Raw genomic sequence first — 21,117 nt, 5'->3', positions numbered from 1 at the left:
TTCCACAATGGGTTTACTCTGCCTCAGCAAGCTCCAGAGTAGCCGTTATTTCTTCATGCATCTCGCTGTTTATAAGGACGTGTTGTGATAAATAAAGGATGAGGATACTTAGTGGAAGAATCAAAATAATATCTAAAGGAAATTGCAATTGTTTTGTGCCCCCAAATGAACCAAAGTAAGAAAGAACTAACATTGAAATCATATAGAAAGCAAACCAATAAAGACTACGGCTGCAATCGCTAAATCGGCGTTTTTGGTAGATAAGATTGATAATAAAACCAATAAGAAGTGCTAAATCCAATTTCCATAAAATATCAAAGCCACACCAATATAACATCAGATTACAGACATAAAAGGCGACATGGCAAAAAAATAAACTAGCCCAAAGTTTGAAAGGACGGTTTCGATGCGGCTTAAGTTTTCGCATAGCCAATAGACAAATAGGTCCTATCCCATAAGATAAGATGCTGCAGGATGATAAGAAGGCTACCATCTTTTGCCAGCCAGGAAACGGCAAGAAAGATAAAATTCCAACCAGGAAATTGGCATATAGGGTGACATAAGGAATTTTATGCTTATTTAACTTTAAAAAGAGTTTGGGTAAATGTTTGTTTAAAGCCATGCCGTATAGTATACGAGAAGTAGCAGCTGTATAGACCAAGGTGGTTCCAAAAGGTGAAAATGCGGCATCAAACATAAGCAACATGGCAACAACCCCCAAGCCCACCAATAAGGTTAATCCAACCAATGGTCCACTATCACCGGGAAAGCTTAAATTTTGCCACCCCTGGGCTAAATAGGATGAAGGTATTGCTGCCAGGAAACTTAACTGCAGCATAAAATATAATACGAAACCAACAAACACTGCCCCTAAAATAGCAATGGGGATATTGCGTTGTGGATTTTGTACTTCACCCGCCAACATCAACCCATTTTGGAATCCGGTAAAAGCAAAGGCAATCCCTCCTGCGGAAAGTGCGGTGAAAATCTGTACCCAGGCGTTTTTATTATTTAGATTCACTTCGATATTACTCATGGAGGGTGCGCTAGAGAGCAGGGCGATAATGGCAATACTGGGAACCAAGAATTTGATAATACTGGCGATTTTATTGCATTCCGCAAGCATTTTAATGCCATAAGAATTTAATAAAACCACAAACAACATAATTCCCATCGCCACTACATACCCAGTGCCTGACAACGTAAATGCTGTGGTGTCTTTAACGATCAAACTGGGAAAAAAGTGACTTGAATACTGCAAGATAGCTTGAATTTCAATGGGCGTCATAACCACATAAGATAACCAAGATGTCCAGGCAAACAGAAAACCCACGTCATTGCCATGTGTAAAACTCGGATAGTTAGTCATACCCCCTGAGATAGGGAACATAGCACCGAGTTCGCATAAGGGTAAAGCAATAAATAGCATAAACAAAGCAGCAATAATCCAACTAATCAAGGCATTGCTACCAGCCATCTGAGCACTAATAAAAGGACTAAATAACCAGCCAGACCCTATCATGCCGCCAGCGGCGGCAATTAATACGTTTGTGCGGGAGATATCGCGTTTCAGCATAGCTTTATTCCTTGCTAGCTAGTGTGAGTGCAAAAGGGGAATTATATACTCTCCCAGAGAAGACGTCATCTTGAACGTAGTGATAGATCCTCTCAAGATACAGGGGATTCTTCGCTGTGCTCTGAGTGACAAGTTTGTTGTCATCCCGAAACGTAGAGAGAAAACTTCCTAACCCGGGAAAATTGCTACGAAAAAAAAGAACAGCAGCTTAGATGCTGCTGTTCGAAACCTAGGAGACGGTAAGTCAGGCTCAGTATTATTGAGTACCGGCTGCAGTGGTTGAGGTTGAGGCGCTTGCTTGACCTGTTGCCGCTAGAGCTCCGGTGGGTTGAGAAGCTCTGGCATTCTGCAGCAACAACATGCTATTGGTTAAGAGAAGCCGTTCTTCTTGTTGACGATTGAGATAGAGCTGGTAGTTAATTTCAGCAAGCAGGATTGCGATTTCTTTTTGAATAGTGGCTGCCGAAGCCTGATTTAAATTTGTTATCCATTGCGTTGTTGTCGGTTGACCCGGTTGGCCTTGAGTTTGAGACGCTGTGGTTGGATTAAAAAGCCGCCACGTGGCCATATTATACTCGCTAAGAGCCTGACTGGTAGTTGTGCTTTCAGTGGTTTGTGTTCCTTGGATTGGCTGAGGCATTCTTTTTGACAAAATATAATACAGATTGCCAATACCTACAGAAGCTTGTGCAGCATAAACTCTTAAGTTCGCAAGGTAGTTAGCAATGGTGGAGGCCGCTTGCCATTTTTGTACGGCTGTATACTTATTCGTAGTATCTATGATTTGCAGATACAAATTACCATAGTCATTGTAACTAGGAAGGGCAAGTGGAGCCACTGCTGATGTAGCATAGCGAATAAAATTTAGCGCCTGTTGCGCTTGAGTTTGCGCTTGTAGAGGACCACTGGGTGTCGTACCTGAGGGTGCTCCGATTGTCGCAGTGTTTACAAAATTAGATCCACTCTGTGTTTGGTCAGTACCAAGTGAGGTACTAGAGTACATCAAGGGTGCAATAAGACTATTACTATTGAGTTGTGGTATCACATTTTGATTAAATTGGGGGGTAAAAAAGGTTACTGGATTTGGGAGGGCACCAATGACATTTTGCATGATCTGAGCTTCATTTTTTAGCCCGGAGGGATAGTTGCACTGTTGGATAAAATTAGCACCCGCATTATCCAAGCAATAGCTATAATCAGGTGTTGTCAAAATATTAGCAACAGCTTGGCTGACTGGATCAGATTGGTATTGCTGTCCTTGGCTGGTGGTAGTAGCACCTACATTGGGTTGATCGATTAATGTGGATACTGAAATCCCGCTGGAAGGTGTGTAGAATTGAGAAGACATAAATGTGCTGTTAGCAGCGGCATTAAGTTGCGAATAGGTTTGGACATTCGCTGGAACAAAAATGGGATTAACTGTGCCGCTTAACATGTTAAGTCCAGCTGTATTCACAGGAAGAGCGCCCCATAGGCTTTGAAAGGCAGGTAATAATGTGGCTGTTAGTGCTTGTGTCGTTACCTGCATCAATGTGTCGCTGACTGGATTATCTTCAGTTTGCGGACTTTGGTCGATGTTGTAGCCTAAATACTGACCTAAATTTAGTAAATAAGTCTTGATGGTACTGAGAGAGTCATCGTCCGTGCTTCCGTTACTCCCTCCTTGAGAAGCAAAGATGGAGGTAGTAAAAAGTAATATACTTGATAAAACTAAGTGACGACTAAGTGATTTCATCTATTCTTCCCCTTCAAGAGCGCGAGCTACAAGTTTTAAACGATACTCGGAAAAAACACGGGCGAGCAGACGTAGCCGCTCAAAAACGATATTTCTTTTCAGAAAGAAACCAGCTGGATCATGACTGCCTGTACTGGTTTCTTCAGCATGTATTAAAATTCGTGAGGCACTTCCAGGATGAACGGTGTCAATGGCTTGCAAAAGTCGCAAACCCCTTCCGGATTTAATATTCCCAACCAAACGTATAAAATTATCTTCCTGACCTAAGGTACTCATGTCAATTTTTTCGATATCATCAAGTTCCTTACCCAGGCGGTTGATTGCTTCTTCTAACTCAGGGTTCCCATCCAAGGTCCAGTCTTCTACACTTTCCATAAACGTGATGACCCTGTAAATCATCGGATCAACATACTCAAACCAATACCTGGATGAGGCTTCATGACTAAGATCGGGCATTTTTTACTCTTTTTTTACGGTATAACTCATTGATGAACTGCGTATATTCTAACTACTATAGTATAGTAAGAAGAGTAAAAGTCCATTAGCAAAAAGTAAATTTTATGAAAATCAAAAAAAGCACCCGACTCGTTAATATTTTCAAGCAGGTTTTCAATGTGCGGGCATGGTCTGATTTTGATCGTACCAGATCGTTTACCAATTATTTGGTAGCTGGTTTTTTTAGAATGTTTGTTCCTCAAGGGAAAGCAGACAAAGGAGAGTCTTTTGATGCAGCAATCGCAAGAATGAATTTAAGTGATCAAGATTTGCAGGCTAAGCAATCTGCCTTGTATCGTCTGAGTATACTTATGTGTACAGCAGCGATATTTATCTTTGGATATGCTATATACCATCTTTATTACGGAAGTTATAGAGCAGTAATAATTAGTTTCATTTTGATGTTAATTGCGTTGGCCTTAGCCTTTCGCTATCACTTTTGGTACTTTCAGATCAAAACGCGAAAGTTAGGTTGCTCAATTAGCGAGTGGTACAGGCAGGGCCTGAAAGGTGATAAATGATGAATAAAATAGCATTTATTTTGCTGGGTATAATATTCCCTGGTCTGGTTCTCGCTTCAGATGGTGGTTCCTCTCTAAACTTCTCGCCACCACCGCAGGATTATTCTGTGGTTTTCTTAGGAAATATTTTCGGTATTGTTGACGGCATATTGCATGGTACAGGTAGCCAAATTATGGGGACGATGTTTGGAGTGTTTAACTCCGCAGTCCTTGCCATAGGCGGCCTCATCATCATGTATACCCTGACAGTGTCTACCATGAATACGGCACATGAGGGGCAAATGTTAGGGCAAAAATGGTCTTCCATTTGGGTTCCATTGCGTTCTGTCCTTGGTCTTGCCCTTTTATTCCCAAAAGCATCTGGCTACTGTGTAATGCAGATTTTTGTGATGTGGATTGTTGTTCAAGGCGTGGGGGCCGCAGATAAAGTTTGGCAAGCAGCCCTTGGTTATCTAAATCGTGGTGGAGCGATTATTCAGACCCAAATGAAACCTGCTGTCTCATTGGGGGCTGCTGGTAATGAAGTTGCTACCGGGGCTGAAACGATTCTGACTGGTCAGGTTTGTATGTTAGGCATTCAATCGGCACTAGAAACGCAACGCCAATCTTTTCTTGCTGCTAAAGAAAAGCAAGTTGGACCTTGTTTTAACGCTACGGGTGACATGCAGGATTTTTGTAATACCCCTGTACCGGATTTCTTAAGTAGCGTAAATGTGATTTCTTATGAGAATAACGCGAAAAAAGACAAATCTTTTTCTATACCTATGCCGAATCTTACCGTTAAGCCCTATAGTCAGCTTAACGGTATCTGTGGCAACATCGCGTGGAACAAATTTACTGGTGCAGATGGCTTGGATCAGCAGAATCCCAGTGGGGTAACGATTACCAAGGATGAACTTCAAACGACGCAAATGTCGAGAGCTATCGCTGTTCAGCAAATGTACATTGATCTAGGTATTGTTGCCCAAATCATGGTCAATAATGATCCCGGTTTAAACCCAACTAACCAAACAAACACGGATGACTCATCCGGGCAAAAAAACTTCTCAATAAATGCAGTACAGCAATTCGGTGTTCCTTTGCAGGCTAATGGCCAAACGGTCTGTACTAGTCAAACCGGGTCTGGTAATTGTATTAATTGGGGTTCAGATCCAGGAAGTTCAAACAAATCAGCACCTCTTTTTAATGGTACTGAATTCCAGGGCGCTATTGCCGATTACAACGGTATCATGCTACCAGCCCTTAATTTACTTGAGCAGGTTAAAAAAGGTTCTGCTGCGGCTAATGCACGGGCATTTATCCAAGATGCTAACAACTACGGCTGGATATTAGCAGGCAGTTACTTTTTTAACCTAGCGCAATTGAATTCTACCTCAATGCTCAACCCTGATAAAACGGATACAGGAACAGGTTTAAATGGAAGTAAAGTCGATCTGTCTCAACTAAATAATGCGTTTGTTGGTGGAAAATGCAGCACCGGAGAAACACCCTCCGTTTATCTATGTAATTGGATGAATGGTGATCCAACATTGATTAATCAAGTCATTGGTTTAATCAATGGCGCTAACCTTGGAAGTCCTCTTGATATGCCTGGCTCTAGTGCCATACCTGGTTTACAAGCTGGAACTTCAGATGCACAAACGGGGGCATTTTCTTCTACGGTGTATGGATTTCTACAAAACTCCATGATGGTTCAGTTGCCTGATCAACCTGGACAAAGTCCGCCACAATTCACAATGAAGTTCAATATCAATATTGATATGGGTAAATTCCAATTACCCGAGCAGAACTTCCCTTGTGGGGAACTTAAGATCATGTTCTGGAAGACTTGTTTCGGTCAGATGATGGGAAATCTTTTCTACAATTATATTATTAGAAATATTTATAACTTCTTCTTGAACATCGTGGCTCAAATAATAAATGCGGTAGTGCTGACTTTCCTTTCTGTGCCATTGATGGGTATCGCGGGCACATTTCGGGCCGGGGTAGCTCTGATTCAGCAGCCTGCTGTCAATCCCGTGATAGCCTTGGCTAATATGGGGGTGAACTATATTAACTATGCTAATGAGTTATGGATTGTCTTGCTGACCGTAGCCATTATGACCTCGTTGATCCCACTTTTTGGAATTTTCATATTCGCCCTGATAGCAATGGTATTTCCGCTGTTATTTGCCTGGATGGCAGTAATGGTGAGTATTGGCTTTGTAACGGCCTACTATATACCATTTGTGCCTTATATGATTTTCACCTTCGGCTCCATTGCGTGGTTGATGGTGGTCATCGAAGCAATGGTTGCAGCACCTATTGTGGCATTGGGAGTTACGCATCCTGAGGGTCATGAGGCCTTTGGTAAAGGTGAGCAGGCTATCATGATTCTCTTTAATGTTTTTCTGCGCCCAGCGATGATGATCATCGGTTACATTGCTGCAATTGCTCTCACTTATGTATCCGTTTGGATAATTAATGCTGGATTTGCAAATGCAATGTCCTTTATCCAAGGTAGCGCAAGTGGCATGACGTATAACTACACTTCAAACTGGGATCCGAATTCAAATGTACAGGCACAGGCTGGTAACATAGATACCACTCAAGGTTATTCGGGTTGGGCTGGTATTTATGGTTTCTTCTTCTCAATCCTCGTATATACCACAATGTATTTGATCGTTGTGCAGAAGGCCTTTACGTTGATTACCGTTCTGCCTGATAAAGTATTACGCTGGATTGGTGGGCAAGCTGAAACTGTTGGTTCAGAGGCTGCTCAGTGGGGTGAAGAAGCCAAAGGACAGGTAAAAGAAGGTGGGGGGGCTACAACGAAGGCTCAACAACAAATTGATTCTCAATTGTCTAGTCAAGGTCAAAAAGCCTGGTCTAAGGTCAAGGGAGCCTTTGGCGGCGGTGCCAAATTGGGAGCAGAGGGACAAACTCCTGAATCTACTCCAAGTAAAGAGGATCAATAAAGCGAATTTCGAAAGGTCTATAATCTCTCAAAGGGGAGCAATTTTGCTCCTTTTTTATTTTGCAGTAGGAGTTTAACGTTGGTATTCCTTGGTACCGGCAATAATTATCTTATAGGTTCTTTCACTAATGAGCCCTTGTTCGAATTTTTCTCTGGCATCAACAGTCATTAATTGTCCTCGTTGACGAACAAGTTTACGCGTCGTCGAAGTCACTTCATTTGGGTCGCCTTCTAGTAAGATATCACGAACTTCTTCATTGAAGACGAGGTATTCTCGTAATGCCACACGTTTGCCGTCCACTGTAGGCACGAGCTTTTGCCAAATACAAAGTCGAATAGTCTCCAAAATATCAATGGTTCTCCCAATTCGTTCTTCTCCAGCAAACGATGTAACCAAACGTCGCATGGTTTCAGCAACTCCAGATGTGTGGAGTGTAGTATAAACGGGGTGGCCGGTTAGGGCTGCCTCAAGTGCTGCGCTAATGGTTTCGGCATCACGGCACTCTCCAACCATGATTAATCTTGGTTTGCGGCGAAGGGCATTACGCACCCCATCGGCAAAATCTGGCAAATGACGTGGGATCTCGGATTGGCTCACAATAGCAGATATGGTTTCGATCTCATCGTAGACAAATTCGATAGGTGCTTCGTAAGTTAAAACCTTACGATGTGATTCTTCTTTCTCTATTAATTCGCGAATGATCGAGGCTAACAGGGTCGATTTACCTGAGCCAGTAGCTCCAGTAATAAATACAATGCCTTCTTGGGGAGCTATCGCCTCAAGAATGTCATCAGGTAAGCCCATGGTTTCCAGTTTTGGTGGTGTGGTCGGAATTGTTCTTAGCGTGATTTGTATAGCATCATGACCTTCAACTAGGCAAGAGGTAGCATTTACCCGATACCTGTAACGTACACCGCGGGTGGGTCTGAATTCATAATGGGTATCAATGTCCTTACCCGATAGCAATTGCGTAGTGGCATTTGGGCCATAAATTGCATTGATTAAATCACCTAACTCTGTGTTAGAGAGTCGCCGATTAGTAATCTTATAGAGACGGCCATAAACTTCAGCAAAAATAGGCTCACCTGTTTGAATGGTGATATCTGAAGCTTTTAAGCGTTCAGCATGTTCCAGCATTTTATCCATAAACACTGGAGAAAAACGCGTTGGTTCATCGGGCATTAAATTAACATTAGTACTACTCATAATTCTTACATCAACTTAAGAAATTGGTTTATCGTTAATGGGGGCAATAACAGGTTGCCATGCTTTACTAGTAATAGTAATTTTAGTGCTCTGTGCTAATTTTTCCATGTTTCTGAAGTGCTCCAATGCGTCTTCATCTTTGGCCACGGCAGCTACCCATTCTTTGCTATTAACATTAAGTCTGGGCAAGGCTGTAATACGTAAGACCCTATCATCAATATGCATTTCGGCTTCATCGCCAGTTACCCCTAAATCCGTGTGGGAAACAAAGGGTGGTGACACCATATTCATAGCAAGTAATTTGCGGTAAAGGATCATTCCTGCAAAATCTTCTTTAATTCGAGCAATACTTTCTTCAAGAATAACACCCGCTTGGTCAATACCGTTTTTCCAGCCTTTTTCAACATAATAGCACCACAGCTGTTTTTCTTGCTTTGTCTTTGGTAGGAGAGTCATATGGGGAGGATCAGGTTTCTTGTAGTCCATCCATAAATATTGCCGCCAGTTAGGAGGAGTCGTAACAAAACGTGCTTGCTTGGCCACTTTATAAGTACGATCAGAGATACGAATGGTTTGTGCATCTGCCAAATTCAAGGTATTGCGGCCCTCAAGTAAAACAGGGGGCAAAATATTATGTTCAAGAATTAAGGAATTGAAGTCAAAAATAGCATCAAGATTACGGGCTTGTTTAACCAGATGCTCATCAATTATTTTGGCACGCCAGGCAAGACCGGCTTGTGCTCCTAAACTTAGAGCAGTTTCTTTCAGTGCCATTTCCCGGATTTTACCCATACTGGCTTTACTGCGTTTTTTGGCGCTTTTAGTATTTGCCATGGCTTGCAGACCAGCAAGAGAACCTGTATCTGGGACGACTACCATTCTGTGGCAGGCAATCAACAGAGCCATGCATAAGATACAAAAACTAAGAATAAATTTTCGCATAGCGCAATTCAACAACTTGACTGTTAGGGTACACATAAATGCTTGCTTTCTTACCGGCCTGATAATCAATATCACGTAGGATTTCAGCTAAGCTCATATCTTTATAATTCAGACTAACCAGGATAGGCACAGCGGGCTCCTTTCCTATAACGCGCAAGCGAAAATGTGCTGCCCTAGCAACTCGTAACGTTACCTCTTCTATTGGACCAGACCAATCCACGGAAGCTCGTATCTGAAAATTATAAGCGTTGGGTATGGTCAACGTATTATCTTTATTTTGTGGGATGATGACTTTTTCTATCCGCTGAATTTCAAGCATCGAATCACTGACAGATGAAGCAGCTTGTGCAAGTTTTATGGTGGCATCGTCACTTGGGTCATTGATTGGTGGTTTCATGAAAATTTTGCTACCGCGACATCCTGTCAATAATATGGCAACAATGATAAGCAAAACCAGCTTGTTGGTCATCTTTTGGGCTTTGTATAGAGTGTGTATTCCGGTGATTGAAACAGGAGCCTTAGCCCTTGTCAAGGGAAAGGCGGGACCTTTCAGGATGTTAGTTCTTTTTATAAAGGCCATAGATTACTTGTCCTGCTTGTTTTGATTTTTTTTCTTCCCAGCGCTCTGGATCAACTGAAAGTTTATCAGGTGATTCAAGATAAACCAAGCCACCAGACACTAACAAATTGGAGTGAGACAAGATATCCAAACATTTCGGAAGAAGATAACTTTTCGCAAAAGGAGGGTCTAAAAAAACAATGTCAAAGGATTCGCTACTTTTTTGCATGTAGTCTTCGGCATTGCCATGAATGATCAATAAATTAGGGGAGTTAAAAGAGTGGGCAATTTTTTTGAGATTCACATAAACCTTGGACGAAGCTTCTACAAGAACAACGCTCCTGGCGCCCCGTGAATACGCTTCAAACCCAAGAGCGCCACTTCCTGCAAACGCATCAAGACAGTGCGCACCCCCGATATCGTGCATTAACCAGTTAAAGAGCGTTTCTCGCACTCTGTCTGGGGTTGGCCTTAGGCCTTCAATATTGGGAAAAGACAGTTTTTTGCCACGATATTGCCCCCCAATGATACGAACAGTCTGCTTCACAATTTTCCTACTGAAACCAAAAGCATTTTGTTTGGATTTACTTGCTTTTGAAAAGCTTTTTTTATGTCTGCAATACTGACGGCATTGACTCGTGCAATGTAAGTGTCTAAATAATCATCCGGTAAATGAAAAAATGCGATACGCAATAACATACTAGCAATACTGCTATTACTTGCCAGGGATAAAGGGAAGCTCCCTGTTAGATATTGCTTGGCAGCAGTAAGCTCGGCTTCATTAGGACCTTCGGTGATGAATTGTACTAGGGTGTCTTCTGTTATCTTTAGTGCTGTAATAGCCTGTTTATTCTCTGTAGCTAAGCTAATTAAAAAAGGTCCATCACCAGGCATCGGCATAAATTGGCTAACGACACCATAGGTTAATCCCCGCTTTTCTCGCACTTCATTAGCCAGTCTTGAAACCAGAGTCCCCCCACCTAAGATATAATTTCCTACTGTAAGAGGAAAATAATCAAGGGAGTGGTGATTGATGCCAATTTGTCCTAATCGTAAGATAGTTTGCGATGATGGAAAATTAACGGTTAGCTTTTCACTTGCGCTTAATTGGGGCGCTTTAGGGATAGTGGGTGCTGCTTGACCTCGGGGGAGTGCTTTGGTTAGTTGCTCCGCAAGTTGGCGGGCTTTTTCTTTATCGATGGCCCCAACCATAACAACCACTGTATTTGAGGCAACAAAATAGTGTTTGTAGAAGTTGCGGACATCTTGAGGCTCAATAGCCTTAACACTTTCTTCCGTTCCTATGACGGGGTGAGCATAGGGATGATCCCCATATAATTTATTAAAGAAAAGGATATTGGCGACATCCTCAGGGGATTCTTGTTTTTGCGCGATGGCTAAGAGCTGTTGACTCTTTGCCCGATGGAATGCATCTTGTGGGAAATCGGGTTTGGTCAGAATTAATGTAAACGTATCTAGAGCTTGTTTAAGGGCTTCCTGAGTGGTTAGCGTCTTTAATCTCAGCACCACCATATCGCGACTACTTTCCCCTTCAAACTGAGCACCAATATTTGCAAGTCTTTCTGCGATAGTGGTAGCGTCCAAACCTGCATTCCCTTGATTTAACAGATCTGTGGTTAAGCTACTTAAGCCAAAATGTTTCCCATCGTAGGCTGAACCTGCCGCAAAAGCCACACTAATATCCAACATGGGGACTTCTAGAGCCTGGTAAAATATAACGCGTGCGCCATTAGCAGTCTGCCATTTCTCTGTCTTAAACGTATCCGCAGTTGCCGCTTGCGGTAGCAACAATATGGCAAGGGCAAATAAGAGTTCTAAGATTTTCATGCGCTTTCCTCTTCGGGTATCGGAATCAATAATGCTTCGGTTTCTGCTGTTTCTTTGAAATAACGCTGCGCGACTTCTCGTATTTGTTCGGGGGTAATGCTGTTTATTTTGTTAGTGTAAGTATCTGCCGTTTCCCAACCAAGGCCGATTGTTTCCAGTAGTCCTAACTCCATAGCTTGACCAAAAATTGAATCTTTTTCAAAGGTCTTTTGTGCAATAATTTGTGTTTTGACTCGTTGTAACTCAGCATCCGGAACCAAGTTATTTTTTAAGTTGTCTACCTCTTTAACCATGGCGGTTTTCAACTGATCTACCGTGTGTGATTGAGAAGGGGTGCCAAAGACAACAAATTGGGTTTGATAACGAGCATATAAATTATAATAGATATCCACGCCACTCGCGATATGCTCCCCACGCACGAGATTCTTTGCAAATCTTGCGCTTTCGCCCGCATCTAAAATACCGGCAATAAGTTCTAGAGCATAAGGCTCCCAAGTATTTTTTGCCGTGTTTACACTGGGTACTGTATAGCCAAACATGAGCATAGGTAATTTGGCAGGTGCATAAACCTCAACTAATTTGGGACCAAATGTCGGGGGTTCAACCTGTAATCTGCGAGTGTAATGCGCTTTTTTTGTTATCTTGCCAAAGTATTGAATGGCTAATTGATGCACTTTTTCAGCATCCACATCCCCTACAACAACCAAGGTGGCATTATCAGGCGCATAAAATCGCCGGTACCAATCTCTAAGATCATCAATACTTATTTGATGCAAATCACTCATCCAACCAATGACAGGGTGATGATAAGGAGCTGCTAAATGAGCCGTAGCTAAATAGCGTTCAAAGGCAAGGGATTGGGGGTTATCGTCAGTTCGTAGACGGCGCTCCTCGCGAATGACTTTAATTTCTTTGGCAAACTCTTCTTTATCGAGAAGTAGATTTTGCATACGATCAGCTTCTAGCTCAAAGGCTATGGGCAATTGTGAGGCAGCAACTTTTTCAAAATAAGTGGTATAATCAAAATTAGTAAACGCGTTTTCTTGCCCGCCGCGAGCTGCGACGGTTTTAGAGAAGACGCCGAGCGGATATTTAGGTGTTCCTTTAAACATCATATGTTCTAAAGCATGCGAAACTCCGGTCAATCCACCAGGTTCATCAGCTGAGCCTACGTTATACCAAAGCATGGATACGGCAACAGGTGCGCGGTGATCTTCCTTAACGAGTACTTTCAAACCGTTTTCTAGAGTGAATTCTCGTACTTGGCTCATGACTTGACAGGAAAGTGCAGTCAAAAGCACCATTAAAGCTATCCGCATGGATTAACTCCGAAACAAAAAAAGTGATAGAATTCCACATTTCTTCTGTTTTGTATACTTATGATTAAATGGTTTAAGCGAAATCAAAATGAGACGGATTCAGTTGCGAACCCGCCCGAACTATCGACTACCGCCTCCGAAGAAGGAGCACGAAAAGAGGAGGTTGGTGAGCAAGATAATGTTCATGGTAATGAAAAACAAGGCTTTTTTGCGCGTTTTAAACGAGGACTAACAAAAACTCGACAGCAATTTGGTGATGGTATTGGTCGGTTGTTACTAGGCAAAAAAGAAATTGACAATACCATTCTTGAAGAGTTGGAAGTCCTATTGTTGGGCGCTGATTTAGGGGTTGAAACTTCGCAAACGGTCCTAAAGCAACTGATTGATGGTTTGGCAAGACATCAATTAACAGATGGTAATGCTGTTTTTGCGGCCCTTAAAAAGCGCTTGGAAGAGATATTACTCCCTTGTGAAAAACCGTTACAGATAGAAAGCTCAGCTACAACGCCCTTTGTCATCTTGACGGTGGGAGTTAATGGGGCAGGAAAGACGACGTCTATTGGAAAAATAGCCAAGCAATTTCAACAGCAGGGTAAAAAAGTCATGCTTGCTGCGGGTGATACCTTCCGTGCAGCAGCGGTCGAACAGCTACAAGTATGGGGCGAACGTAATCAAATACCGGTCATTGCTCAACACACCGGAGCTGATAGTGCTTCGGTGATTTACGATGCCCTGCAGGCAGCGAAAGCACGCGGTATGGATATTTTGATAGCAGACACAGCTGGTCGTCTTCATACGCAAGGTAATTTAATGGAAGAGCTAAAAAAAGTTAAACGTGTGATACAAAAATTGGATGCCGAAGCGCCACAAGAAGTTCTTTTAGTTTTGGATGCCAGCATAGGCCAGAATGCCCTTAATCAGGCTCGACAGTTTCATCAAGCTATAGGTTTAACAGGTATCATGATGACCAAGCTTGATGGTACAGCAAAAGGGGGAATTTTGTTTGCAATTGCCAATGAATTAAGAATACCATTTCGCTATCTGGGGATTGGCGAAGGAATTGATGACCTTCGTCCCTTCAATGCCTCACAATTTGTTAGAGCCATATTTAATGATGATTAAATTTGATCACGTCAGTAAGCGCTATCCAGGTGGTTTTGAAGCCCTAAGCAATGTTAATTTCTCCCTGCAAAAAGGGGAAATGGTTTTTTTGACAGGACATTCAGGCGCGGGAAAAAGCACGTTACTTAAGTTAATTGCCATGCTGGAGCAGCCCTCATCAGGGCAGATCGTTATTAATGGTGTGCGCTTAAACCAACTTAAAAAGAAAGATATTGCTGGATATCGCAGCCGTTTAGGAATTACTTTTCAGTCTCCTCACTTGTTAAATGACCGAACTGTTTTTGATAACGTTGCTCTTCCTTTGCAAATTCAAGGTCTTGCTCCTGCGATGATTAGCAAACGGGTGCGTGCTGCTCTTGATATGGTTGATTTACTAAGCAAGGAGAAAATGTTGCCTATCCATTTATCAGGTGGTGAGCAACAACGGGTAGGGATTGCACGTGCGGTCGTTCATAAACCAGCTCTTCTCCTTGCTGATGAGCCAACAGGCAACCTTGATCCAAGCTTATCTTCAGAAATCATGAAGCTTTTTGCGCAATTTAATCAGGTGGGAGTGAGTATTCTTATTGCTACTCATGATCTTGCCCTAATAGCAGGGATGAAACATCGCATCGTTATGCTTAAAGGGGGGCGGATGTGTTAAAGACGATTCGATCATTGGTTTCATATCATCTACAAGCCGCGAATGGTAGTCTTACTTTGCTTATGCGACAGCCTATGGCAACAATGATGACTGTCATTGTCATTGCCATTACGTTAACTTTACCGGCATTGTTTTGGGTGTTTAGTGACAATCTGCAAAACATTACTAAACATTGGCAACGAGGCGGGCATATTTCCCTTTACTTAAAGACCGCATTATCGGCTACAGAAGAGCAAGGTCTCTTGGAACAGGTGAGAGCCATGGATGGGGTGGGAAAGGCAAGTTTGAAATCGTCCGCGGAGGGATTGACTGAACTCCAGAAGCAAGAGGGGATGCATGATATTATGCGTTACCTACCTGAAAATCCTCTCCCTGCGGTCATTGAAGTTATCCCGGCTCTTGCGCTTAGTCAGCCATTTCAAGTTCAGCAACTATTTACAAGGTTGCAAACGTTGCCTCAGGTGGAGCAAGCCAAATTGGATATGGAGTGGATAACTCGTTTGCATGCTATTCTTGGTTTTGCTAGCAAAGCAGCTCAGGCTATTATGGCGTTGTTGGCCTCAGCTGTCGTCCTTATTATTGGCAACACATTACGTCTTGCGATTCATAATCGCCAAGAAGAAATTCGGGTGTTGAAGCTCATTGGAGCTACTGATCCCTTTATTGCTCGCCCCTTCTTATACTCGGGAGTCTGGTATAGTCTTGCTGGTGCAATACTCGCGGTACTTTTTGTGAACATATTTATGCTAGCTTTTGCTGTAGCTATCAAACAGCTTGCCTCGGCTTATCAAATGCATTACCCAATTATGGGGTTGACAGTTAAACAAGCTTACTTGCTTGTATTGGTATCTAGTATACTTGGTTGGTTAGGGGCTCGGTTATCAGTAAACCAACAACTTGCTTCAATTGAGCCCTATAATTAGTTATAATAAGGAAATTTTACCAATCAAACCGTGTCATTCCCGCGTAGGCGGGAATCCACTCAGGACGGATCCAAGTCCTGAGTGGGGATGACCGTTGGATTTAATACGATGTTGGTAATTGGAGGATGTATATGAATCAGCAGTTACAATTGGCATCATTGACACTACCTATTGGTAGCCTGGATGCTTATATTCATCGTGTCAATCAAATACCGGTACTGTCTGCTGAAGAAGAGTATGACTACGCCGAACGTTTCCAGAATGAGGGTGATCTGGAGGCTGCTCGTCAGTTGGTGCTCGCTCATTTACGCTATGTTGTGCGTGTTGCCCGGGGCTATTTAGGTTATGGTTTACCCCTCAATGACTTAATCCAGGAAGGAAATATTGGTTTGATGAAGGCAGTTAAACGTTTTGATCCTAAAATGGGTGTTCGTTTAGTTTCCTTTGCTGTTCATTGGATTAAAGCTGAAATCCATGAATTTGTATTGCGCAATTGGCGCATCGTGAAAGTGGCTACAACAAAAGCTCAGCGCAAGTTATTTTTTAATCTTCGTCATATGAAAAATCGCCTGGGCTGGTTGAGTCACGAAGAAGTGGATGCTGTAGCCAGGGATTTGGGGGTTAGTCGCGAAGATGTTTTGGTAATGGAGCAGCGCCTTAGTGCCATGGATGCCTCTTATGATGCCCCAGCTTCTAACGATGAAGACGACGCATATAAAGCACCTGAGAATTATCTGCATGATGCGAATAATGATCCTGCTTATTTGATTGAACAAGAAGTTAGTGGTGAGCATGGTCGTGAACAATTGTTCCTGGCTTTGGAACAATTAGACGAACGCAGTCAGGATATCTTGCAGCAACGTTGGTTGACAGATGATAAAGCAACTTTGCATGATTTGGCTGCCAAGTATGGTGTTTCGGCAGAGCGGGTGCGCCAGCTTGAGAAAAATGCGATGAAAAAACTTCGTCAATACATGGAAGTTGCTTCATCTTGATGGCATTGTCTATGCCATGTAGCCCGTATTAGCGCAGCGTAATACGGGAAAGCACACAAGACATGCGCCTAGACTTCCCGGATTACGACTTCGTCTAATCCGGGCTACATTTTTCTAACTACTCCAGCCAACGTAAGGCGCTGGGTTTTTCCTGTCGAAGATTTTCTGTGTGCTCTCTGAGATTAAAAATGTCGCTTAAGGTCATGCCTTGTTGTAATTTATCTAGAGCCTTTATTTCTCTAGCTTTAATTTCTGTGGCAATAGGTAAAATTTTGTCCATTTCATCAGCACTCATTGCAATAAGACCGCTGTCATCACCAAAAATAATATCTTCAGGATAAACGCTGACGTTGCTACACATGATGGGGACATTAAGTTGACCCAGCCTAAGTTTTGCTCCGGCTGCAGGGTAAGATCCTTTAGCATAAAAAGGTAAAGCAAAATTGCGAATGGCCTCTACATCACGACAATAACCATCCAACACAACCCCCTTTACTCCTTTTCGCATAGCAGCTGTTGAAAGTATTTCTCCTGCTAACGCTGTTTTTACGCCACCTGAGGAAATAACTAACACATCACCAGGCTCAGCCAATTCGATCGCCTGCATAATGGGGAGTAAATCACCGTCTGTTTGCACAGTCAACGCTTTACCTATCATGCGTACATTCTCAGAAATACAACGAAGGTCTGAATCAAAAATCTTAACATTGGGAGAGGCGTCACAAAAATGAGTGGTGCTTAGTAATGCCAGTTTGGCAGTTAGGTCCTGTGGCTTCATGGGATAGCGTCCTTGTTATAAAAAGATAAAATAATATCATCTTTTTTTATTTATTACAGGAAGGCATTGCGATTAAGGTTAACTGTTTTAAGGGAGATGTACCTGGATGGTCGCGTTAGCGAACCTCCAGGTTATCTAAAGAGAAAAATTGATCAGAATCTTATATTTCAAGTTTTTTTGCAGACGCGAATAACTCATGTAAATCGTCAACCCCCATGCTCACTAAATTTATGGAAATCAAATTTTTTAGTTTGGGATCATTATAGATTGGATTTTTCAAGAATGCAGTGTCGTCGACAGCTTCGTCTTTCGATAAATGCTCAAGCGCCTTTTTAAGAGCCTCTGCAGCTTTTATCTTATCTGAATTAGAAAAACTATAAAAGTTAAAACGCGAAATCTCTGGTTCTTCTTTTAGTTGGGTCAGATAGCCTTCCATGTCTTTAATAAATTTGCCTAGGTTTTCTTTATTGATTTCGGGAGGTTTGGGTTCAATAAAAATAATAGAGCGCATTAAGGTAGACGTAGACAAATCTTCATTTATTACACGTGGGGATTCAGAAGTCTGCGCTTTAGGCTCTATCATCTCCCTAAATTCAAGATCCGTTATACTAAATGTTAGCAAATCCGGTTGTGGCGTTTTAAACTTACCAAAATGTATGGTGGATTGCATTAGCTGACTCTCTTCTACTGTTTTTATACTTAATAATTGCTTCAATTCCAGTTGATAGTCTTCTAATAATTTATCTGCAGCTGCAAGCTCTTTAGATTTTAAAACCTCGTCTTTCTCGGTCGTTTTCTTAGGTACTGCCTCATCGCATTTTACGATTTGTTGACGTAAGGCCATAATTTCATTATGACAATCGTAGATGTAACACGCTAAAGCCCCCGTTTGCTTTAAAGTATTTCTCTCCCCCATTGCTTTGAGAAACTCTTTTGTTGTAGCAATCGTTTGCCTTATCTTTTCAACGTATTCGGGGGTTGGTTCTGGAGTCAACTGAGCTTTTGAGTTTTCGTAAGAAAACATGGTTCGCTCGGTATCAGCTTTCTTAATTAAGAAGTCTTTTGCTTCTGGTGCAATCATCATTCTTGGCGTAACCGCTTTGGAAGCGTAAGCTAAATCCACGCGGATAGCATCAGCGATATACTCCAGATCGCTTAGCGGACGTTTGACACCCAATGGGTCTTCGATACTGGGACCAGATTTATCGCGCTCAATAAATAAAGCTTGCTGCATGACATTGTCGAATACAACTTTGGGATCAATGTGCAGTTTTTCTCGTGCAAATGTTTCAATTTCACGTCGTACCAAATCATCAACGCGAAGGTTGTTTGGATCATACAAGCTTGCTAGTTGTTTAATAAGCAGTGTTCTATATAAAATGAATTCCATACTGTTTTCGAAGGGCTCATCCAACTTGGAGGATTCATAGGTTTGTACGCTTCGATTAAGAGAATAAAGAAAATCAAAGGAATGATTTAAATATTGCTTAATATTTCCAGCATTGATTTTATTTTCGATTCGCTCACTAGGACTAGTAACACTTAAGCCAAGCATGTCACGATAACCATCATCACCTCTTAAAATAAAGTCTCTATTTTCAGCTTGCGTCAAGGCATAATTAAATCGTTGTGCCGTAACCAATATTTTATTATAGGGATGGAATTTATTCGCTGGCGCGTCAGTTATAGGAGCTAAAGCTCTTACTTGCTCGAGATCTTGTTTTAAACCACCCAAACCACCTTCTGCAATAGGGGCTGTATAGAAAGCTATCAGTTCTTCTGGTAAGGGGCTTTCTTTATCCTCTTCTGGAAGCGCGGCAACGATCTCTAATACCTGTTGCTTAATTTTCTCAACCAGTTTAAATCTTTGAATAAAATCGCGATGTTCAGGTGTACGTAAGTATTCTTGCGTGTGCTCAATAAAATGTTGCAATTTAGGAGCTTTCTTGTTATGTACTGCGTCTTTTAATTGTGCCTGCATTTCTTCAGTTTGTCTTAATCCATTGTCGATAATGCCTGTATGTTGTTCAGATAAATCGATTTCCACGAATTTGCTGTGGCGATAGCGAGAAGCATGCTCTCTAATCCATGCGGTGTTAGCCCCCATGGCAACTTGTTTTTTCCCTTGGCTAAAAATGTTGAAATAAGATAAAAATCCCTCTGGCACACCTTCTTTTTTATACTCCGCTAATCGTTCTACATCCTCCGGTGTCGTGTGAACCACGTCTTGAATTAAACGCTCCAGGCGCTCACTTTCTTTGGTGACATCATCAATGGCTTGTTGAATGGCAGTGCGGTTTTCTTTACTACGTTTGAAATGTAAGCTGTCAATATTATTCACTGCCCAATAAGTAGCAACGGCAGTCACGCAAGCGATAACCAAACCGATGCTTAAGATCCCCAAGGTGATTGGGCCACCAATGATGGCTGCGGCCAATCCCAAAGCAATCGCGCCAGCTATTAAGCCGCTCATACTTGCCGTAGCATAAGGGTATTTAGCAAAGAAGCTGGGCTCAGCCATTTGGGCTTCGAGATAATTTAAGCATTGCTCCATGAAGCGAAGTTGCAACTGCTGACTAAACTCTTGTCTCTTTTCCTTATTTTCAAAAAAACTTCTTAACCATCTGACGACTCTATACTGAGCACTATCTTCTTCTATTTCTTCATCATGAATGGCGTAAATTTCTTTGAAGGCATTGTTAAATAGCTCATTTAACTGGGCCAAAAAATAGACCTCAATGGCGGCATTGAGTGCTTCCTCATTGTAGGGCTCGCTATCAGGCGCATATTTTTCTTTGAATTCCTCGCGCATATTCATACCAGCGGTATCTTTCAGACCTAACAAAAGACATTCTCTGAAATGGAATAACTTCACTATCTCTTCGGATAGTTTTTCATATTTCTTATTGGTGAATCCTGCCTTTTCCATGGCCTCTTTAAACATTTTTTCATCAGCTTCTGCGGGTTTTTCAGTCCATTTTTCAAAGGCGTTGTAGGCTAAGTAACTGACGCCTACTCCTATTACAGCGCTAAAAAGACCTGCTGCGGTATTTTGTACCCCTGCTAAGGGATTGATTGCGTCGGTAATAGAACTGCTTTTTTGAGCATAAAAAGCAAGCCCACCCGCACCAACCCCGAAAAGGGCGGCCAATGCACCATGACCTACTTTAGTAGCCAATGAGGCTTGTTCAATCGCACGATTTAAATAACGTTGTTTCTTTCCATGGTAAGAACCTATTTTTTTAGTATATTCATCAACTAACTTGGCCTGTTTTAGATCGCCTGTCAGCTCAAGATGGGTAACCATATTTTCTTCTAAATACTTTCTATGGTTTTCTTTGATAATTTCAAAATATTTGGCTGTCGGTAACTTCTTAGGCATTTTGGGTTCTCGTTTAACTTAGCTACATGAAGTATAACAATTAAACATTAAGGGGAAATTAAGGATCTTGTTGCGGGGAGAATGCGCGAATTGCCTCAAATTATCTGTTGCCGAAG

17 protein-coding genes are annotated in these 21,117 nt (G+C 42.1%); 6 read left to right on the top strand and 11 right to left on the bottom strand.

Annotation, left to right across the window (positions count from 1 at the left end; genetic code table 11):
* Positions 1–13: 13 nt before the first annotated feature.
* From CKV79_RS11250 to icmW, 3 genes are all read right to left on the bottom strand, one after another.
* On the bottom strand, positions 14–1,576 hold the full coding sequence (locus CKV79_RS11250; protein ID WP_028373168.1) for an APC family permease: 1,563 nt from the start codon (positions 1,574–1,576) through the stop codon (positions 14–16).
* Between the two features lie 256 nt (positions 1,577–1,832).
* Positions 1,833–3,311 carry a type IVB secretion system protein IcmX gene (gene icmX / locus CKV79_RS11245; RefSeq protein ID WP_028373167.1) on the bottom strand — a complete coding sequence of 493 codons (1,479 nt, stop codon included), beginning with the start codon at positions 3,309–3,311 and terminating at the stop codon, positions 1,833–1,835.
* On the bottom strand, positions 3,312–3,767 hold the full coding sequence (gene icmW / locus CKV79_RS11240) for a type IVB secretion system protein IcmW (protein WP_028373166.1): 456 nt from the start codon (positions 3,765–3,767) through the stop codon (positions 3,312–3,314).
* 104 nt (positions 3,768–3,871) lie between these two features.
* Here icmW and icmV point away from each other — a divergent pair, with 104 nt between their 5' ends.
* Positions 3,872–4,327 carry a type IVB secretion system protein IcmV gene (icmV, locus tag CKV79_RS11235; protein ID WP_028373165.1) on the top strand — a complete coding sequence of 152 codons (456 nt, stop codon included), beginning with the start codon at positions 3,872–3,874 and terminating at the stop codon, positions 4,325–4,327.
* A complete protein-coding gene (dotA, locus tag CKV79_RS11230) occupies positions 4,327–7,284 on the top strand; it encodes a type IVB secretion system protein DotA (protein WP_051546152.1) in 2,958 nt (985 codons plus the stop codon). The genes icmV and dotA overlap by 1 nt, the downstream gene beginning before the upstream one ends.
* A 72-nt stretch (positions 7,285–7,356) precedes the next feature.
* On the opposite strand, the gene dotB is transcribed toward dotA, so the two are convergent.
* From dotB to CKV79_RS11200, 6 genes are all read right to left on the bottom strand, one after another.
* A complete protein-coding gene (gene dotB, locus CKV79_RS11225; protein ID WP_028373164.1) occupies positions 7,357–8,490 on the bottom strand; it encodes a Dot/Icm type IV secretion system ATPase DotB in 1,134 nt (377 codons plus the stop codon).
* Positions 8,491–8,505: 15 nt separating this feature from the next.
* On the bottom strand, positions 8,506–9,432 hold the full coding sequence (locus CKV79_RS11220) for a type IV secretion system DotC family protein (protein ID WP_028373163.1): 927 nt from the start codon (positions 9,430–9,432) through the stop codon (positions 8,506–8,508).
* Complete coding sequence (gene dotD, locus CKV79_RS11215; RefSeq protein ID WP_231950110.1) at positions 9,413–9,829, bottom strand: type IVB secretion system lipoprotein DotD; 417 nt, start codon at positions 9,827–9,829, stop codon at positions 9,413–9,415. The genes CKV79_RS11220 and dotD overlap by 20 nt, the downstream gene beginning before the upstream one ends.
* Before the next feature lie 160 nt (positions 9,830–9,989).
* On the bottom strand, positions 9,990–10,538 hold the full coding sequence (gene rsmD / locus CKV79_RS11210) for a 16S rRNA (guanine(966)-N(2))-methyltransferase RsmD (RefSeq protein WP_028373161.1): 549 nt from the start codon (positions 10,536–10,538) through the stop codon (positions 9,990–9,992).
* Entirely contained in the window at positions 10,535–11,839 is a 1,305-nt protein-coding gene (locus CKV79_RS11205) for a M16 family metallopeptidase (protein ID WP_035915462.1), read from the bottom strand. Before CKV79_RS11205 ends, rsmD begins: the two co-directional genes overlap by 4 nt.
* Positions 11,836–13,158 (bottom strand): M16 family metallopeptidase, encoded by a 1,323-nt coding sequence (locus CKV79_RS11200; RefSeq protein ID WP_028373159.1) that lies wholly within the window; start codon positions 13,156–13,158, stop codon positions 11,836–11,838. Before CKV79_RS11200 ends, CKV79_RS11205 begins: the two co-directional genes overlap by 4 nt.
* Positions 13,159–13,218: 60 nt before the next feature.
* Between CKV79_RS11200 and ftsY the strand changes: the two genes are divergently transcribed.
* The 4 genes from ftsY to rpoH all read left to right on the top strand — a co-directional run bounded on the left by ftsY (position 13,219) and on the right by rpoH (position 16,841).
* Positions 13,219–14,280: a signal recognition particle-docking protein FtsY gene (gene ftsY / locus CKV79_RS11195; protein ID WP_028373158.1), complete on the top strand. Its 1,062-nt coding sequence runs from the start codon at positions 13,219–13,221 to the stop codon at positions 14,278–14,280.
* Complete coding sequence (ftsE, locus tag CKV79_RS11190; protein ID WP_028373157.1) at positions 14,273–14,923, top strand: cell division ATP-binding protein FtsE; 651 nt, start codon at positions 14,273–14,275, stop codon at positions 14,921–14,923. Before ftsY ends, ftsE begins: the two co-directional genes overlap by 8 nt.
* Complete coding sequence (gene ftsX, locus CKV79_RS11185; RefSeq protein WP_028373156.1) at positions 14,917–15,846, top strand: permease-like cell division protein FtsX; 930 nt, start codon at positions 14,917–14,919, stop codon at positions 15,844–15,846. Before ftsE ends, ftsX begins: the two co-directional genes overlap by 7 nt.
* 131 nt (positions 15,847–15,977) lie before the next feature.
* Positions 15,978–16,841: an RNA polymerase sigma factor RpoH gene (gene rpoH / locus CKV79_RS11180; RefSeq protein WP_028373155.1), complete on the top strand. Its 864-nt coding sequence runs from the start codon at positions 15,978–15,980 to the stop codon at positions 16,839–16,841.
* 118 nt (positions 16,842–16,959) lie between these two features.
* Here rpoH and CKV79_RS11175 read toward each other — a convergent pair whose 3' ends face one another.
* The gene (locus tag CKV79_RS11175; protein WP_028373154.1) at positions 16,960–17,619 is read right to left on the bottom strand and encodes an RraA family protein; all 660 of its coding nucleotides are present in this window, start codon (positions 17,617–17,619) and stop codon (positions 16,960–16,962) included.
* A 160-nt stretch (positions 17,620–17,779) separates the two neighbouring features.
* Entirely contained in the window at positions 17,780–21,001 is a 3,222-nt protein-coding gene (locus tag CKV79_RS11170) for a hypothetical protein (protein ID WP_028373153.1), read from the bottom strand.
* Between the last annotated feature and the right edge of the window lie 116 nt (positions 21,002–21,117).

The sequence above is a fragment of the Legionella lansingensis genome, assembly GCF_900187355.1.
Taxonomy (GTDB): domain Bacteria; phylum Pseudomonadota; class Gammaproteobacteria; order Legionellales; family Legionellaceae; genus Tatlockia; species Tatlockia lansingensis.
Note: the sequence above shows the minus strand (reverse complement) of the source record. Positions and strands in the feature narration are given on the sequence as shown.

What these genes read in the sequence shown, in the direction of transcription:
- CKV79_RS11250 (WP_028373168.1), bottom strand. Translation starts at nt 1,576, where the DNA reads ATGCTGAAACGCGATATCTCCCGCACAAACGTATTAATTGCCGCCGCT.
- icmX (WP_028373167.1), bottom strand. Translation starts at nt 3,311, where the DNA reads ATGAAATCACTTAGTCGTCACTTAGTTTTATCAAGTATATTACTTTTT.
- icmW (WP_028373166.1), bottom strand. Translation starts at nt 3,767, where the DNA reads ATGCCCGATCTTAGTCATGAAGCCTCATCCAGGTATTGGTTTGAGTAT.
- icmV (WP_028373165.1), top strand. Translation starts at nt 3,872, where the DNA reads ATGAAAATCAAAAAAAGCACCCGACTCGTTAATATTTTCAAGCAGGTT.
- dotA (WP_051546152.1), top strand. Translation starts at nt 4,327, where the DNA reads ATGAATAAAATAGCATTTATTTTGCTGGGTATAATATTCCCTGGTCTG.
- dotB (WP_028373164.1), bottom strand. Translation starts at nt 8,490, where the DNA reads ATGAGTAGTACTAATGTTAATTTAATGCCCGATGAACCAACGCGTTTT.
- CKV79_RS11220 (WP_028373163.1), bottom strand. Translation starts at nt 9,432, where the DNA reads ATGCGAAAATTTATTCTTAGTTTTTGTATCTTATGCATGGCTCTGTTG.
- dotD (WP_231950110.1), bottom strand. Translation starts at nt 9,829, where the DNA reads ATGAAACCACCAATCAATGACCCAAGTGACGATGCCACCATAAAACTT.
- CKV79_RS11205 (WP_035915462.1), bottom strand. Translation starts at nt 11,839, where the DNA reads ATGAAAATCTTAGAACTCTTATTTGCCCTTGCCATATTGTTGCTACCG.
- CKV79_RS11200 (WP_028373159.1), bottom strand. Translation starts at nt 13,158, where the DNA reads ATGCGGATAGCTTTAATGGTGCTTTTGACTGCACTTTCCTGTCAAGTC.
- ftsY (WP_028373158.1), top strand. Translation starts at nt 13,219, where the DNA reads ATGATTAAATGGTTTAAGCGAAATCAAAATGAGACGGATTCAGTTGCG.
- ftsE (WP_028373157.1), top strand. Translation starts at nt 14,273, where the DNA reads ATGATTAAATTTGATCACGTCAGTAAGCGCTATCCAGGTGGTTTTGAA.
- rpoH (WP_028373155.1), top strand. Translation starts at nt 15,978, where the DNA reads ATGAATCAGCAGTTACAATTGGCATCATTGACACTACCTATTGGTAGC.
- CKV79_RS11175 (WP_028373154.1), bottom strand. Translation starts at nt 17,619, where the DNA reads ATGAAGCCACAGGACCTAACTGCCAAACTGGCATTACTAAGCACCACT.
- CKV79_RS11170 (WP_028373153.1), bottom strand. Translation starts at nt 21,001, where the DNA reads ATGCCTAAGAAGTTACCGACAGCCAAATATTTTGAAATTATCAAAGAA.